The following is a 15,113-nucleotide window of genomic DNA, read 5'->3' on the forward strand; positions in this document are numbered from 1 at the left end:
TAAATGGTGCACCCCGCTCCGTCCGCCCGGAGCGGGGAACCGTACCGTGGAGGGGTGTACAGGTTCCTGCTGACCCCCCGGTGGTGGGGCATCAACCTCTTCGTCGTGCTGGCCATTCCGTTCTGTGTGTTCATGGGCACCTGGCAGCTCGGCCGTTTCGAGGACCGTGTGCAGTCGCACGAGGAGGCCGGGAAGAAGCCCGATCCGAGCACCCGGGCCGCGAAGCCGCTCGACGATCTGCTGCCTGTGAGTACGGAGACGTCGGGTCGTCCCGCCGTGGCCACGGGAACGTACGCCGACCAGTTCCTGGTCCCCGGACGCAAGTTGGACGACCGTGAGGGCTTCTATGTGCTGAACCTGCTGCGCACCGAAGGCGGCAAGACACTGCCGGTCGTACGGGGCTGGCTGCCCGGCACCGCGGACAGCGCCAGGGTGCCGGCGGCACCGGCCGGCGAGGTCACGTTGACCGGCGATCTGCAGGCCTCCGAGAACACCAGCAGCGACGGTGTCGACCTCAGGGGAGGGCTGCCCGAGGGCCAGCTCGGCATGATCAGCGCGGCGTCACTCGTGAATCTCGTCCCGTACGACGTGTACGACGCCTGGGTGACCCTGACCGAGCCCGAACCGGGCGGCGCCGGCGGGGCGATGAAGCCTGTTCCCGCCGCAGCGGCCCAGGGCAGCGGGCTCGACCTGAAGGCCTTCCAGAACCTCGGCTACACCGGCGAGTGGTTCGTCTTCGGCGGCTTCGTGCTCTTCATGTGGTTCCGGCTGATGCGCCGCGAGGCGGAGGCGGCACGCGACGTAGAGCTGGGACTCGCGGCGGACGCCGACTGAGAGCCCGGGACAGCGACGCGGAGAGGCCCGCCGGACGGATCCGGCGGGCCTCTCCGCGTTCGCACCGGTCGGCGTGCCCCGGGTACCGGCGGTCCCGCTACGAGGCGTCCAGGACGCCCGTGCGGTAGATCGTGCCGGCGCAGGCACGGGAGATGGTGGTCTGCGCCGTCGGCGCCCCCGACTCCGGTGTGTGGGTGACCGCGACGGTGCCGTCCGCCGGGCCGCCGTCCGCGCTGCCGAACTGCGGTGCCGTGTCCGTCGACCCCGTGTCGCTCCCGGAGGCACCCCCGATGCCTCCGCCGCCGTCGCCGTCCGTGGGCGTCGGGCTCGGCGAACCCCCGCCGGTCGGGCAGGTGTCCGTCGGCACCCAGGCGAACCGCACCTCGTACGCCATGGCCGGCTTCAGCACCACCTTCCCCGGCTCCAGCGACGGATCGGGCAGACCGGCCGCCGGGTCGCCCGCGGTGTGCTGCACGACGGTGATCTTCAGCGGATCGGCGGCGCCGCCCGCCTGGAAGCCCACCGTGCCGTTGCTCGTCACCGAACAGCCCCTGTCGGACACGTTGGCGATCCGGAAACTCCCGTACACCGTGCCGTCCGCGCCGGGCGATCCCGCCTGGGCGGAGGCGACACCGAGCTGGTCGGGGCCGCAGACGGGCATGCCCGCGGCCTCGGCGCCCGGTGAGTCCTCCAGTCCGGCGGTACCGCCGTCCTCGTCCTCCGTACCGGGGCCCGCCGACGGAGCGGTGGAGCTGTCGGCCTCGCCGTTCACACCCTCGTTCTGCTCGGCGGCGGGGCCGGCGCTCTGCTTGCTGCCTGCTTCGTCGCCCGCGTCCTGGCCGTTGCCGCCCTGTGCCTGCTCGCCGTGGCCGGCGATGGCCGGGCTGGCGGTGGCCGAGCCCTCGGAATTCGTCACATGGACGAACGCGGGCACGGCCGTACCGATCAACAGCGCCGCGGCTGCCGCTCCCACCACGGCCTGGCGCCGCCTGGCCCGCCGGGCGGGTACCGCGCGGTGCAGGTGGTCGAGGATCCCGTCGGAGGGTTCGAGGTCCCGGACCGCGCCGTGCAGCATGCGACGCAGCGCGACCTCGTCCATGTCCACGCCGCCGGGAGCACCGCCGGCACCGAAGAGCTCGGTCAGCGTGCCCCCGCCGGACGCACCGGCCTCATGCTCCACGCCCCCACGTGACCCGGCCTCACGCGACCCGGCCTTGCGCGGCCCGGAGACAGTGGTCACGGAGTCGGAGATCCCGGTGACGGAGTTCCCGGTGACAGCGTCTCCGGTGGCGGACGCCCCTGAAACGGATGTCCCCGTGGCCGCCGCGGACCGTGAGGCCGGGGCCTCTTCCGCACCGCCGTCGATCGCGTCCTCGCCCTGCTCCCGTTCACCGTCCTGCTCCGGATCGGTGTGCGGGGTGTTGTCCGGCCCGTCGTTCACAATTCCGTTTCCAGTCCGGTCATCGTCGTGCCTGTGCTCGGGCCCGCTCATGCCTGCGCCTCCATCACGACGCGCAGTGCCGCTATCCCCCGGGAGCCGTACGCCTTCACCGAACCGAGCGATATGCCCAGCGCATCCGCGACCTGAGCCTCCGTCATGTCCGAGAAGTACCGCAGCACCAGCACCTCGCGCTGGCGGCGCTGCAGCCCCTTCATCGCCTTGATCAGCGCGTCCCGCTCCAGCTGGTCGTAGGCCCCCTCCTCGGCGCTCGCCATGTCCGGCATCGGCTTGGAGAGCAGCTTCAGACCGAGGATGCGCCGTCGCAGCGCGGAGCGGGACAGGTTGACCACCGTCTGGCGCAGATACGCCAGGGTCTTCTCCGGATCGCGCACCCGGTTGCGCGCCGAGTGCACGCGGATGAACGCCTCCTGCACCACGTCCTCGCAGGACGCCGTGTCATCCAGCAGGAGGGCCGCGAGACCCAGCAGCGACCGGTAGTGGGCGCGATACGTCTCGGTGAGATGGTCGACCGTCGTTCCTGCCGCCACCGTCTCCTCAGCGCCCTCGCGCTGCGACGGCAGCCGGGTGGGTCGCGCAGCGGGCATGGGCGCAATCACCGGCATACCGCCGGCTGCGCGGGGCCGCCGGAGCGGGCGCACCGAAGCGCCTCGCAACGGGCCCACCACTGTGATGTCGAGAACCTCTGCCACGCCAGTTGGACACGCTTCCCCCCGTCAGGGTTGTACGCGAACGGCACCGCGTTCGATGCTGTGCGACATGCCCTCATTCGTACCTGCTCTTCCCCAAATGCCCCGTAAACGCATCCAGCCACGCAAGAAGTGACGGCATAGACGCGCCGCATCCGACTAGCGGTTGCAGGAGGTCAGGAGATCATCGTCGGATATGGCAACGGCCCAGCTCAAGAGGGGCCGACCAGCGAGTTCCCCACAGGGCATACACAGATCCTACAAAACAAGTTCGATCAAACCCGAGAGAATTCTCCCGCTACGGATTCAGCGATCTCGGCGACATTCAGAGCTGCACCTTTTCGGAGATTATCTCCGCAGATGAACATCTCGACGGCGTACGGATCGTCCATCGACCGCCGCACCCGCCCCACCCAGGTCGGGTCCGTACCCACGACATCGGACGGCGTGGGGAAGTCACCGGCCGCCGGATCGTCGAAGAGCACCACTCCGGGGGCGGTCGCCAGGATCTCGTGCGCGCGCTCCACGGTCACCTCGTTCTCGAAGCGGGCGTGGACGGACATGGAGTGCGTCGCGACGACGGGTACGTACACACAGGTCGCCGTGACCTTGAGCTCCGGGAGGCCCAGGACCTTCCGGCACTCCGCGCGGATGGCCAGCTCCTCGGTGGACCAGCCGTCCCCCGCGTCGTCGCCGGCCCAGGGCACGACGTTCAGAGCGACAGGAGCGGCGAAGGGACCGCTCTCCGCGTCGCCCAGCGCCCGGCGTACGTCTCCGGGCCGCGTGCCCAACTCCGTACCGGCCACCAGCGACAGCTGCTCGCGCAGTGCGGCGACGCCGTCGCGGCCCACGCCGCTGACCGCCTGGTAGGACGAGACGATCAGCTCCCGCAGCCCGAATTCCGCGTGCAGCGCGCCGACAGCGACGATCAGCGACAGCGTGGTGCAGTTCGGGGACGCGACGATGCCGCGAGGTCTGAGCCGCACGGCATGGGGGTTGATCTCGGGGACGACCAGGGGCACGTCGTCGTCCAGGCGGAACGCCGCGGAGTCGTCGATGACGACGACGCCCTTCGACGCGGCGACCGGCACCCACTGTGCGGACACCTCGTCCGGCACCAGGAACAGGGCCACGTCCACGTCGTCGAACACGTCCTCGCCGAGCGCGAGGACCTCGGTCTCCTCACCGCGCACGACCAGCTTGCGGCCGGCCGCACGCGGGGAGGCGATCAGTCTCACCTCGCCCCAGACATCCGCGTGCTGCGAAAGGATCTGGAGCATGACGCCACCGATCGCCCCGGTCGCTCCCACGACCGCGAGCGAAGGGCGGCGGTGGGTCATCGGCCGGTGCCCCCGTAGACGACGGCCTCGTCGGAGTCGCTGTCGAGGCCGAAGGCGGTGTGCACGGCGCGCACGGCCTCGTTGACGTCGTCGACCCGGGTGACCACCGAGATGCGGATCTCGGACGTCGAGATCAGCTCGATGTTCACACCGACGTCGGACAGCGCCTCGAAGAAGCTCGCCGTGACGCCCGGGTTGGTCTTCATGCCCGCACCGACCAGGGAGATCTTCGCGATCTGGTCGTCGTAGCGCAGCGACTCGAAACCGATGCCCGCCCGGTTCCGCTCCAGGGCGTCGATGGCCTTGCGGCCCTCCGCCTTGGGGAGCGTGAACGTGATGTCGGTCAGACCGGTCGACGCGGCGGAGACGTTCTGCACCACCATGTCCATGTTGATCTCCGCGTCCGCGATCGCGCGGAAGATCGCCGCGGCCTCGCCGGGCTTGTCCGGCACGCCGACGACCGTGACCTTGGCCTCGGAGACGTCGTGGGCGACTCCGGAGATGATGGCGTGCTCCACCTGCTGGTCCCCTTGCGGCTCGTTGCTGACCCAGGTGCCGCGCAGTCCGGAGAAGGACGAGCGGACGTGGATCGGAATGTTGTAGCGGCGTGCGTACTCGACGCAGCGGTGCAGCAGCACCTTGGAACCGGACGCGGCCAGCTCCAGCATGTCCTCGAAGGAGATCCAGTCGATCTTCTGGGCCTTCTTCACGACCCGGGGGTCGGCGGTGAAGACACCGTCCACATCGGTGTAGATCTCACAGACCTCGGCGTCCAGCGCCGCGGCCAGTGCGACCGCGGTGGTGTCGGACCCGCCGCGGCCGAGGGTGGTGATGTTCTTGCCCTCCTGGCTCACACCCTGGAACCCGGCGACGATGGCGATGTTGCCCTCGTCGATCGAGGTCCGGATACGGCCCGGCGTGACATCGATGATCCGCGCTTTGTTGTGGACCGAGTCGGTGATGACACCGGCCTGGCTGCCCGTGAAGGACTGGGCCTCGTGGCCCAGGTTCTTGATCGCCATCGCCAGCAGGGCCATGGAGATCCGCTCTCCGGCGGTCAGCAGCATGTCGAACTCACGCCCGGCAGGCATCGGGGATACCTGCTCGGCGAGATCGATCAACTCGTCCGTCGTGTCGCCCATCGCGGACACCACGACAACCACCTGGTTGCCGTTCTTCTTGGCATCGACGATTCGCTTGGCGACGCGCTTGATGCCTTCGGCATCGGCTACGGAGGAGCCTCCGTACTTCTGCACGACAAGGCCCACGTGCGCTCCTCGCTCAATAATGGTGCGGTCGGCTCAGTTTAACGAGCAGTGCGGAATCGACCCGTCGTTACCAGATGGTGAGATGTCCCGCCCACCACGTGGTCCGGCGTGTCGCCCCGGACTGCTCGTACGGGGCTGTTGCCCACTGGCCCGCCCCGCACGCGCTTTGTGTCCCACGACACAGCCCGCACCATCGGTCCGATCGGGACGGCAGTCCCTAGGTGACCGGCCGCAGGCCGAGCGGTCCCGCGATCTCCTCGGCCATCACACGGCCCGCCTCCTCGGCCAGGTCGCCGTCGCCCGGGTCCTGGTCCGTGTCCAGGCCGTCGAGCTCCTGGAGGGGCTGGTTCAGCCGGATGTGGGCGATCAGGGACTGGAGGGCGCGCAGGGCCGCCGACGCGGTGGAGCCCCAGTTGGAGAAGTACGAGAACTGCCACCACCACATGGCCTCCGCCGTGCGGCCCGCCTCGTAGTGGGCCAGCCCGTGGCCGAGGTCCGTGACCAGGTCGGCCAGGTCGTCCGAGATGCGGTGCGGCACGGGGGGTTTGCGGGGCTCGTACGGGTCGAAGACCTCGGAGTAGACGTCGATCGGCTCCAGGAGCGCGGCGAAACGCTCGCGCAGGCCGTCGGCGTCCGGCTCGGGGCCCAGATCGGGCTCGTAGCGCTCGTCCGGAAGGATGTCCTCGTACGCGCCGAGCCTTCCGCCGGCCAGCAGCAGCTGGGAGACCTGGAGGAGCAGGACGGGGACGGCCTCTTCGGGCTCACGGGCCTTGGAGACCTCACTGACCGCGACGATGAACGTCTTGATCTGGTCCGCGACCTGGACCGCGAAATCGTCCGGATCCTGCGTGACGGAGTTCAGCGTGGCGTCAGACATCGAGGGGACCTCCCGTGGGCACGACGGTCGCGAACGGTGGGTAGAACATAACGTCGCCGAACGTAAAGCCGAGATCAAGTGCCAGGTCACACATCGAGCAGCCGCCGCCCCTCGAACGCGCGGCCGAGCGTGACCTCGTCCGCGTACTCCAGGTCACCGCCCACCGGCAGGCCGCTGGCCAGCCGGGTCACCCGCAGGCCCATCGGCTTCACCATCCGGGCGAGGTACGTCGCCGTGGCCTCGCCCTCCAGGTTGGGGTCCGTCGCCAGGATCAGTTCCGTGATGGAGCCGTCCGCGAGCCGTGCCAGCAGCTCCCTGATGCGCAGGTCGTCGGGGCCGACGCCCTCGATCGGGCTGATCGCGCCGCCGAGCACGTGGTAGCGGCCCCGGAACTCGCGGGTCCGCTCGATCGCGACGACGTCCTTGGGCTCCTCGACCACGCAGATGACCGTCCGGTCCCGCCGCGCGTCCCGGCAGATCCCGCACTGCTCCTGCTGGGCGACATTGCCGCAGATCTCGCAGAACCGGACCTTGTCCTTGACCTCCAGGAGGGCATGGGCGAGGCGGCGTACGTCGGTGGGCTCGGCCTGCAGGATGTGGAAGGCGATCCGCTGGGCGCTCTTGGGGCCGACGCCGGGCAGTCTGCCCAGTTCGTCGATGAGCTCCTGAACCACGCCTTCGTACAACGGAACGCCTTTCCTTATTCCTGCTCGTACCGTAGCCGGTACGCACGGGTAGCCATAGGTCTCTGAGGTCGGTGCGTCAGAAGGGCAGGCCGGGCATGCCGCCCAGCCCCTGGGCCAGCGGGCCCAGCTTCTGCTGCTGGAGCTGCTGCGCGTTCTCGTTCGCCGCCTGCACCGCGGCGACCACGAGGTCGGCGAGCGTCTCGGTGTCCTCCGGGTCCACCGCCCTGGGGTCGATGACCAGGGCGCGGAGGTCACCGGAACCGGTCACGGTGGCTTTGACGAGCCCGCCGCCCGCCTGTCCCTCGACCTCGGTCCCGGCCAGCTCCTCCTGGGCCTCGGCGAGATCCTGCTGCATCTTCTGGGCCTGCTGGAGCAGCTGCTGCATGTTGGGCTGGCCACCACCGGGAATCACGGTCACTCCTGGCATTTCGACAACGGATTGTTTCGGTACGCCGAGCCTACGTGTTCACCGGACGCCACGCCCCACCCGCCGGGGACCAACTCTTTCGGGTGAGTTTCAGAAAGCACCTGTCGTGCTCCTATACCTGACCAGAGGCCCTGCACACCCGGGAATCCCGCGATTTCGACCCCGCGGCCAACCATTCGGCGGTAGGAAGAGCAGGCGCATCCGTACGTCCACGTACATCTCAGGTAACGCAGAGTTACACGGGTGGGGCCCTGGTCATATGCCGGATCCCGCCCCGCCCATGTCGGAGAGCCATGCCGATCCGCGTAGTCATGCGCCGATACGCGCCGAACCCAGAGTGCAGAGGAGTGCCCCGGTGAGTCAGCCGGAGATGCAGCCCGAGGGGCCGCCCGACGGGCCGCACCGCAAGGAGCCCGGCGCGGGATCCGGTGCAGGAACCGGAACTGATCGGTCCGGTTCGCGCGGCGGTTCGGCCCCCCGGGACCTGACCGGTCGCGCCTTCCCCCTCGGCGACTGGGGCGAACCCGCCGAACGGCTCGACGAGCTCTACCGCTGGGTCGAGGCGGGCGCCCTGCAGACCACCGACTGGTATCTGCACGACCGGATCCGGAAGCGGCGCGTGGCCCGGCTGCTGCGGGTCGGCACGGCGGCCGGGGTGATCACGGGCGCGGCCCTTCCGCTGCTCGATCTGACCGGGGAGTTGCACGGGTCGGCCGGCTGGGGCTATCTGTCGTTGCTGCTGGGCGCCGCCTGCATGGCGTGCGACCGGTACTTCGGACTGACCTCGGGCTGGATAAGGAACCTCGCGACGGCACAGGCCGTGCAGCGGCGCCTCCAGGTGCTGCAGTTCGACTGGGCGTCGGAGTGCGTACGGGAGATGCTCGGGCCGACCGAGGGCACGGCCAGCGAGGCCGCGGAGCGGTGCCTGGGGGTGCTGCGCCGGTTCTCGGAGGACATCACCGAGCTCGTGCGCATGGAGACGGCGGACTGGATGGTGGAGTTCCGCGCCGGGCCCGCCCCCATGGGGATGCAGTCGCTGGTGTCGGGCGGCGTCGGCGGCCGGCCCGAGCAGGGGGGCCAGACCCGGCTCACCATGCCCTCGGTGACCCGGCCCAACATGCCCCGGCAACGGCCGCCGGAGTCGCCCCGCTGAGCACCGCCCGGCCTCTCCCTGCTGCTGTCCGGCCTTCGACGTGAGCCACCCGGGTGCATGCCGCGGTGAGCGGCCCGGCACGTGCCGCCGGGAGCCGCCCGACGGCATGCCGCCGGGGTCCGCCCCGGCGCACGGCGCCCGGGACGGCTCCCGGCGGTTCAGCTGAAGATGATCATCGAGCCCTGGGCGAGGCTGCGCGTGGCCGCCGCGTGCAGGCCCAGCCAGACGTGCCGCTCGCGGGCGAACGGGCTCTCGTCGTGCGGGATCGGACCGGCCGGCTCCTCCAGCGTGGTCGGACCGATGGGCGGCAGCGGGGCCGCCGGCGGGTTGGCCGGGTCGATGCCGATGGCCGGGCCGACGAACTCCAGTTCCCGCAGCAGCCCGTGCGAGGAGCCCAGCGGACCGCCGCCCGCGAGCAGCTGGTCGTCGGAGAGCGGGGCGGGGAAGTCCAGCGGGACATAGGCCCCGGCATGGTCGTAGTGCCAGACCAGGTGCGACTGCTGCGCGCTCTGCTCGAACATCTCCAGCAGCTGCTCGTAGTCCCCGCCCAGTGCGTCGACGGGCGTGACGGCGAGCCCGCTCAGCTGGAGCAGGTAGGCGCGGCGCAGGAAGTGCAGGGCGTCGTAGTCGAAGCCCGCGACCGGGGCGACGTCCCCGGTGAGGCCGGGCATGTAGGCGTAGACGGGAACGGGCGGCAGACCCGCCTCACCCAGCGCCTTGTCGTAGACGGCGATCTCTTCGGCGAAGGGGTTGTCGGGGCTGTGGCACAGCACATCGACGAGGGGGACCAGCCACAGGTCACAGGCCACGAAGTCTCGCTCTCCAACGGTTTCGTTCGATGGTCGGGACAGCGTAATGCGGCCGGGACCCCGCGCACAGGGTGCGGGGCGGCCACCGGCTGTACGGGCCGGTCACCGCCCGGGTGCCGAGCAGGCACCGCCCCGTGCCCGCCGGGCGGTGGGCGGGTCAGTCGTGGCCCGGGTGCGGGGGGTTGCCCGCGGCCAGCCGGTCCGCCCAGTTCAGCCCGTGCCGGTAGTAGTCGTCCAGCACCGACCGCACCGCGGTGCGGTCGGCGGCCGTGATCGCCTCGACGAGCTTCTGGTGGCCGTTCCACAGCCATTCCTGGACGTCGGCGTCCCCCCGCAGGTACGGGACCGCGAAGACCCACGCCTGCACCCGCAGCCGGTGCAGGAAGTCGGTGATGTAGGTGTTGCCCGCGATCACGCCGAGCTCCCGCCAGAACCGCAGGTCGTAACCGATGAGGATGTCGAGGTCGCCGCAACGGGCCGCGCGGGCGGCCTCCTCGGCCCGGCGCCGCACGGAGGCCATGGCGGCGTGGTGGGTGGCGAGCAGCTCGGACGCCGAGGCCGGGCCGCCGACGATTCCGCGGAACACCCCGTCTATGACCAGGGCGCGCGCCTCCACCATGGACCGGTAGTCGGCGACGGTGAACGCGCGGACCCGGAAGCCCCGGTGCTGGTCGGATTCGAGGAGGCCCTGCGCGGAGAGGTCGAACAGCGCCTCGCGCACGGGCGTCGCGGACACCCCGTACTGCTCGGCGATCTGCTTGACGGTGAACTCGACGTGCGGCCGGAGACGCCCCGCGAGCACCTCGTCACGCAGCGCGTCGGCGATCTGCTGCCGCAGCGTACTGCGGGTCACACCTCCGCTCGCACCCATGAACGCCCCTCCCGGTTCTCGGCTCCGGTCACCTTAGACCGACCGGCGGGGGCGTCCCGTCCCGCGCGTTCTACACGGTGTGCTCGTCGGCCACCGAGAGCGCCGCGTCCAGGGCCGCGAGGCCCTCCCGGGCCTCGGCCTCGGTGACGTTGCAGGCGGGGACCGCGTGGGTGCGGTTCATGTTGATGAAGGGCCAGAGGCCGTTCCTCCTGCAGGCCGCTCCGAACGCGGCCATCGGGGCGTTGGCCTCGCCGGTCGCGTTGTACGGGACCAGCGGTTCGCGGGTCTCCCTGTTCCGGACCAGCTCCAGCGCCCAGAACGCGCCGAGGCCGCGGACCTCGCCGACCGAGGGGTGGCGTTCGGCGAGTTCGCGGAGGCCGGGCCCGAGGACGTGTTCACCGAGGTGCGCGGCGCTCTCGACGATCTTCTCGTCCTCCATCACGTTGATCGTCGCGACGGCCGCCGCGCAGGCCAGCGGGTGGCCGGAGTAGGTGAGCCCGCCGGGGTAGGGGCGGGTCTCGAAGGTGGCGGCGATCTCGGCGCTGATCGCGACGCCGCCGAGCGGCACGTATCCGGAGTTGACGCCCTTCGCGAACGTCAGCAGGTCCGGCACGACGTCGTGGTGGTCGGCCGCGAACCACGCGCCGGTGCGCCCGAATCCGGCCATCACCTCGTCCAGGACGAACACGATCCCGTACCGGTCGCAGATCTCCCGGACGCCCGCGAGGTAGCCCGGCGGCGGGGTCATGATGCCCGCGGTGCCGGGGATGGTCTCCAGGATGACGGCGGCGACGGTGGACGGGCCCTCGAAGACGAGGGTGCCCTCCAGGTGCTGCAGCGCGCGGGCGCACTCCTCGGCCTCGGTCTGCGCGTGGAACGGCGAGCGGTAGAGGAACGGCGCCCAGAAGCGGACGACACCCGCGGAGCCGTTGTCGGACGCCCAACGGCGCGGATCCCCGGTGAGGTTGATCGCGGTGGAGGTGGCACCGTGGTACGAGCGGTAGGCGGAGAGCACCTTCGTGCGGCCGGTGTGCAGCCGGGCCAGCCGGACGGCGTTCTCGACGGCCTCCGCACCGCCGTTGGTGAAGAAGATCTTGTCCAGGTCGCCGGGGGTGCGCTCGGCGATGAGACGTGCGGCCTCCGAGCGCGCCTCGACGGCGAACGCGGGCGCGAAGGTGGTGAGCCTGCCCGCCTGCTCCTGGATCGCGGCGACGACCGTGGGGTGCTGGTAGCCGATGTTGGTGAAGACGAGGCCGCTGGTGAAGTCCAGGTAGCGGTTGCCGTCGTAGTCCCAGAAGTACGCCCCCTCGGCGCCGGCGACGGCGAGCGGGTCGATCAGGCCCTGGGCGGACCAGGAGTGGAACACGTGCGCACGGTCGGCGGCCTTCACGGCCGCGCCTGCGGCGGAGTCTACGTACGGGGCGCGAGGGGCACGAGGGGTCATGCGGCGAGCGTAGGCGTCCGGCCGACGGTGCTCCATGGCCACTGTGTATGCCCTGGGGTGCCGCTCTCGGCAGGGTGTCGGGTCCCGCTCGGACCCCGCAGCAGTTGACAGCATGCTGCCTTAATGACAGCCTTCTGTCATGTGAGCCCCGCCGTCGGGCTCCGCACACTCCCTCCGGAGGTCACCATGACCGGCACGACCGTCCATCTGGCCGTCTACGACACCTTCGCCGACTGGGAGCCGGGCTTCGCGACCGCGCATCTCAACCAGCAGGGCCACACCGTGCGGACCGTCGGACCCACCACCGGGCCCGTCACCACCATGGGCGGGACGCGTGTGCTGCCCGACCTCGCGCTCGACGACCTGCGCCCCGAGGACAGCGCGCTGCTCGTCCTCACCGGCGCCTCCCTCTGGGACACCGGCGACACCCTCGCCCCGTTCGCCCGCACCGCCCGCGCCTTCCTGGACGCGGGGGTCCCGGTGGCGGCCATCTGCGGGGCGACGGCGGGGCTGGCCCGCGAGGGGCTGCTCGACGACCGGGTGCACACGGGAGCCGTGTCCTTCTACCTGGCCGCCACGGGGTACGCGGGCGGCCCGCACTACACCGATGCCGACGCCGTGACGGATGCCGGCGGACCGGGGGCCGGGGCGCTGATCACGGCCGGACCGACCGAGCCCGTGGCCTTCGCCCGCGAGATCCTCGGGCTGCTCGGGGTGTACGGGCCACAGAAGCTGGACGCGTGGTACCGGCTCTTCCACGACTCGGACGCGAGCGCGTACGAGGTGCTCCAGGGATGAGCGGGGCGCAGCAGGACCACTTCAGCCGCACGGCCCTCGGGGTGTTCCGGCTCAACGGCCAGTTCCTGTCCGTGGCGGAGGAACTGGCGAAGCCGGCCGGGCTCACGGCCGCGTGGTGGCAGGTGCTCGGCGCGGTCCTGGCCGAGCCGCTCCCGGTGTCGGGAATCGCCCGCGCGATGGGGATCACCCGGCAGAGCGTGCAGCGGATCGCGGACCTGCTGGTGGACAAGGGCCTCGCGGAGTACCTGGCGAACCCGGCCCACCGGCGGGCCAAGCTGCTCCGGCCCACCGAGGAGGGGCGGGCGGCGGTGGCCCGGATCGGCCCGGGTCACGCGGAGCTCGCGGCGCGGCTGGCAGCGGAGTTGGGCGAGGAGCGGTTCGCGGAGACGGTACGGGTGCTGGAGCGGCTCTCCGCGGCGATGGAGGCCGTGACCGACGAGGCGTGACAAACGGGCCGTCATGACGACTGCCCGAAGGCCGAGAAGCACGTGGGCCCCGGCAGAGGAGGGAGCGGACCCCGGCCGAGGGGTGCGGGCCCGTCCCGCAGCGGTGGCCGCCGCTATTCTCGACCACGGTCTGCCACGGCCGCTCGGGAAGGGAACAGATGGAGAAGCTGGGTTCCGGCGATCCGCAACGCATCGGGAGCTACCGCCTGTTGGGACACCTCGGTGCGGGGGGAATGGGCCAGGTCTTCCTGGCGCGCTCCGACCGCGGCCGCACCGTCGCCATCAAACTGGTCCGTCCCGAGCTCGCGGCGGAGCAGCAGTTCCGTGACCGTTTCCGGGCCGAGGTGCAGGCCGCCCGCCGGGTCGGGGGCGCCTGGACCGCGCCGGTGCTCGACGCCGACACCGAGGCCGCGGTGCCATGGGTGGCCACGGGGTACGTCGCCGGCCCGGCGCTGCAGCAGATCGTCTCGGGCCGTCCGGGCGCCCCGGTGTCCGAGTCGGGGGCGTACGGTCCGCTTCCCGAACGCTCCGTCCGCATCCTGGGAGCCGGTCTCGCGGGCGCCCTCCAGGACATCCACCGCGCCGGGCTGATCCACCGTGACCTGAAGCCGTCCAACGTGCTGATGACGATCGACGGGCCGCGGGTCATCGACTTCGGCATAGCCCGGGCGCTGGACACGGTGGCCGACGGCGGTCTCACCCGTACCGGCGCGCTCATCGGTTCGCCCGGCTTCATGGCCCCCGAGCAGGTGCGCGGCGAGCGGGTGACGACGGCGTGCGACGTGTTCTGCCTCGGTGCCGTACTCGCGTACGCGGCCACCGGCCGGATGCCGTTCGGCTCGGCGGACAGCGGGGTCCACGCGCTGATGTTCCGGATCGCGCAGGAGGAACCGGACCTGACCGGTGTACCCGTGGACCTGGTCGGGCTGATCCGGGACTGCCTGGCCAAGGATCCGGAGGCGCGGCCGTCGGCGGACGCCGTCATGGAGCGGCTGGGCGAGCACGGCACCACGGAGCCCTGGCTGCCCGGTGCGCTGATCGCCCAGCTCGGCCGGCACGCGGTGGAACTGCTGGATTCCGAGGACCCGGAGGAGGGACCGGAGCAGGGGCCGGAGCAGGGGCCTGTGGCGGGGCCGCACCAGCCCGCCGTCCGGACCCCGGCAGCCCCGCACACACCCGCCGCCCCATATTTCCCGGCTGCCCCACAGGCGCCGGGGTCAGCTCAGCAACCGCCCGGCACCGCGCAGGGACAGCAGCCCGTCCCGACCGGACCCCGGCCGCCCTCCTACGGCTATCCGCCGCAGCCCGCCCCGGGATACGGCAACGGCTACGGGCCCACCTCCCCGTACGGCACGCCCCCCTTCCCTGTTCCCCCCGCCGCGCCGCGCCGCCGCCGCACGGGCTCGACCGTGCTCCTGGTCTCGGTCGCCCTGCTCGTCGCGATCGGGGCCGGCTGGTCGGTCTACACCTTCATGGGGGACGGCGACGGGCACACCACGAGCGCGCCGACCGGGTCGGGATCCCCCTCCGGCACGGCCTCTTCCGAACAGAAGAACGGCGCGGGCGCCGTTCCCGACGACTACCTGGGCACCTGGTCCGCCACCATCGAGGGCGGCGCAGGACAGACCACCCGCAGGCTCGTCATCCAGCAGGGCGGGGTGGGCGACGCGGTCATGTCCCTCACCGCCGACGGTCCGCTCGACAACGGAGGCTCGTACCACTGCGTGTTCCAGGCACCCTTGGAGTCCGAACCCTCCGCAGGCGCCCCCGTCCGCATCGGCTCCTCCGAGGTGACGGTCGGTGAACCCATGACCTCGTGCACCCCCGGCCGGCCCACCGTCCTGACCCTGCTGCCCGACGGCTCCCTGCGCCGCCAGATCACCGACTCGGGCGAGAGCCTGACCTACGAGAAGACGGGCTGACCCCAGGCCGTGCGGCCCGCCGGAGGGTGCGCCCCCGGGGTGGTCGCTGCCGTCGGCCGCCGATGTCAGTGGTGCCGCATAGCGTGAATC

Annotated in this window: 15 protein-coding genes; 5 read left to right on the forward strand and 10 right to left on the reverse strand. The window is 71.3% G+C overall.

What is annotated here, in order from left to right:
* Positions 1–54 precede the first annotated feature (54 nt).
* Entirely contained in the window at positions 55–834 is a 780-nt protein-coding gene (locus tag OG927_RS15225) for an SURF1 family protein (RefSeq protein ID WP_319101673.1), read from the forward strand.
* Between the two features lie 97 nt (positions 835–931).
* On the opposite strand, the gene OG927_RS15230 is transcribed toward OG927_RS15225, so the two are convergent.
* The 7 genes from OG927_RS15230 to OG927_RS15260 all read right to left on the reverse strand — a co-directional run bounded on the left by OG927_RS15230 (position 932) and on the right by OG927_RS15260 (position 7,565).
* The gene (locus OG927_RS15230; protein ID WP_056793348.1) at positions 932–2,326 is read right to left on the reverse strand and encodes a hypothetical protein; all 1,395 of its coding nucleotides are present in this window, start codon (positions 2,324–2,326) and stop codon (positions 932–934) included.
* Positions 2,323–2,898, reverse strand: a complete 576-nt coding sequence (locus OG927_RS15235) for a SigE family RNA polymerase sigma factor (protein WP_056793347.1) — start codon at positions 2,896–2,898, stop codon at positions 2,323–2,325. The genes OG927_RS15230 and OG927_RS15235 overlap by 4 nt, the downstream gene beginning before the upstream one ends.
* A 359-nt stretch (positions 2,899–3,257) precedes the next feature.
* Positions 3,258–4,322, reverse strand: a complete 1,065-nt coding sequence (locus tag OG927_RS15240; protein ID WP_056793346.1) for an aspartate-semialdehyde dehydrogenase — start codon at positions 4,320–4,322, stop codon at positions 3,258–3,260.
* Positions 4,319–5,590 (reverse strand): aspartate kinase, encoded by a 1,272-nt coding sequence (locus tag OG927_RS15245; protein ID WP_056793345.1) that lies wholly within the window; start codon positions 5,588–5,590, stop codon positions 4,319–4,321. The genes OG927_RS15240 and OG927_RS15245 overlap by 4 nt, the downstream gene beginning before the upstream one ends.
* A 217-nt stretch (positions 5,591–5,807) precedes the next feature.
* Entirely contained in the window at positions 5,808–6,467 is a 660-nt protein-coding gene (locus OG927_RS15250; protein ID WP_330320305.1) for a DUF5063 domain-containing protein, read from the reverse strand.
* An 86-nt stretch (positions 6,468–6,553) separates the two neighbouring features.
* On the reverse strand, positions 6,554–7,153 hold the full coding sequence (recR, locus tag OG927_RS15255) for a recombination mediator RecR (protein WP_031090791.1): 600 nt from the start codon (positions 7,151–7,153) through the stop codon (positions 6,554–6,556).
* A gap of 76 nt (positions 7,154–7,229) precedes the next feature.
* Positions 7,230–7,565 (reverse strand): YbaB/EbfC family nucleoid-associated protein, encoded by a 336-nt coding sequence (locus OG927_RS15260; RefSeq protein ID WP_079099585.1) that lies wholly within the window; start codon positions 7,563–7,565, stop codon positions 7,230–7,232.
* A gap of 370 nt (positions 7,566–7,935) precedes the next feature.
* On the opposite strand from OG927_RS15260, the gene OG927_RS15265 reads away from it, so the two are divergent.
* The gene (locus OG927_RS15265) at positions 7,936–8,733 is read left to right on the forward strand and encodes an SLATT domain-containing protein (protein ID WP_056793342.1); all 798 of its coding nucleotides are present in this window, start codon (positions 7,936–7,938) and stop codon (positions 8,731–8,733) included.
* Positions 8,734–8,891: 158 nt separating this feature from the next.
* On the opposite strand, the gene OG927_RS15270 is transcribed toward OG927_RS15265, so the two are convergent.
* From OG927_RS15270 to OG927_RS15280, 3 genes are all read right to left on the reverse strand, one after another.
* Positions 8,892–9,542 carry a hypothetical protein gene (locus OG927_RS15270; RefSeq protein ID WP_056793341.1) on the reverse strand — a complete coding sequence of 217 codons (651 nt, stop codon included), beginning with the start codon at positions 9,540–9,542 and terminating at the stop codon, positions 8,892–8,894.
* A 157-nt stretch (positions 9,543–9,699) separates the two neighbouring features.
* Positions 9,700–10,413: a GntR family transcriptional regulator gene (locus OG927_RS15275; protein WP_330320306.1), complete on the reverse strand. Its 714-nt coding sequence runs from the start codon at positions 10,411–10,413 to the stop codon at positions 9,700–9,702.
* A gap of 70 nt (positions 10,414–10,483) precedes the next feature.
* Positions 10,484–11,857, reverse strand: coding sequence for an aspartate aminotransferase family protein (locus OG927_RS15280; RefSeq protein ID WP_330320307.1), 1,374 nt, complete (start codon positions 11,855–11,857; stop codon positions 10,484–10,486).
* A gap of 186 nt (positions 11,858–12,043) precedes the next feature.
* On the opposite strand from OG927_RS15280, the gene OG927_RS15285 reads away from it, so the two are divergent.
* The 3 genes from OG927_RS15285 (at position 12,044) to OG927_RS15295 (ending at position 15,023) form a co-directional block, all read left to right on the forward strand.
* Positions 12,044–12,655 (forward strand): DJ-1/PfpI family protein, encoded by a 612-nt coding sequence (locus OG927_RS15285; RefSeq protein ID WP_124281962.1) that lies wholly within the window; start codon positions 12,044–12,046, stop codon positions 12,653–12,655.
* The gene (locus tag OG927_RS15290; protein ID WP_124281961.1) at positions 12,652–13,101 is read left to right on the forward strand and encodes a MarR family winged helix-turn-helix transcriptional regulator; all 450 of its coding nucleotides are present in this window, start codon (positions 12,652–12,654) and stop codon (positions 13,099–13,101) included. Before OG927_RS15285 ends, OG927_RS15290 begins: the two co-directional genes overlap by 4 nt.
* Positions 13,102–13,259: 158 nt before the next feature.
* Entirely contained in the window at positions 13,260–15,023 is a 1,764-nt protein-coding gene (locus OG927_RS15295; RefSeq protein WP_330320308.1) for a serine/threonine-protein kinase, read from the forward strand.
* Positions 15,024–15,113 lie beyond the last annotated feature (90 nt).

Origin of the sequence: Streptomyces clavifer (assembly GCF_036345975.1) — a bacterium.
In the GTDB taxonomy this organism is placed as follows: Bacteria; Actinomycetota; Actinomycetes; order Streptomycetales; family Streptomycetaceae; genus Streptomyces; species Streptomyces clavifer.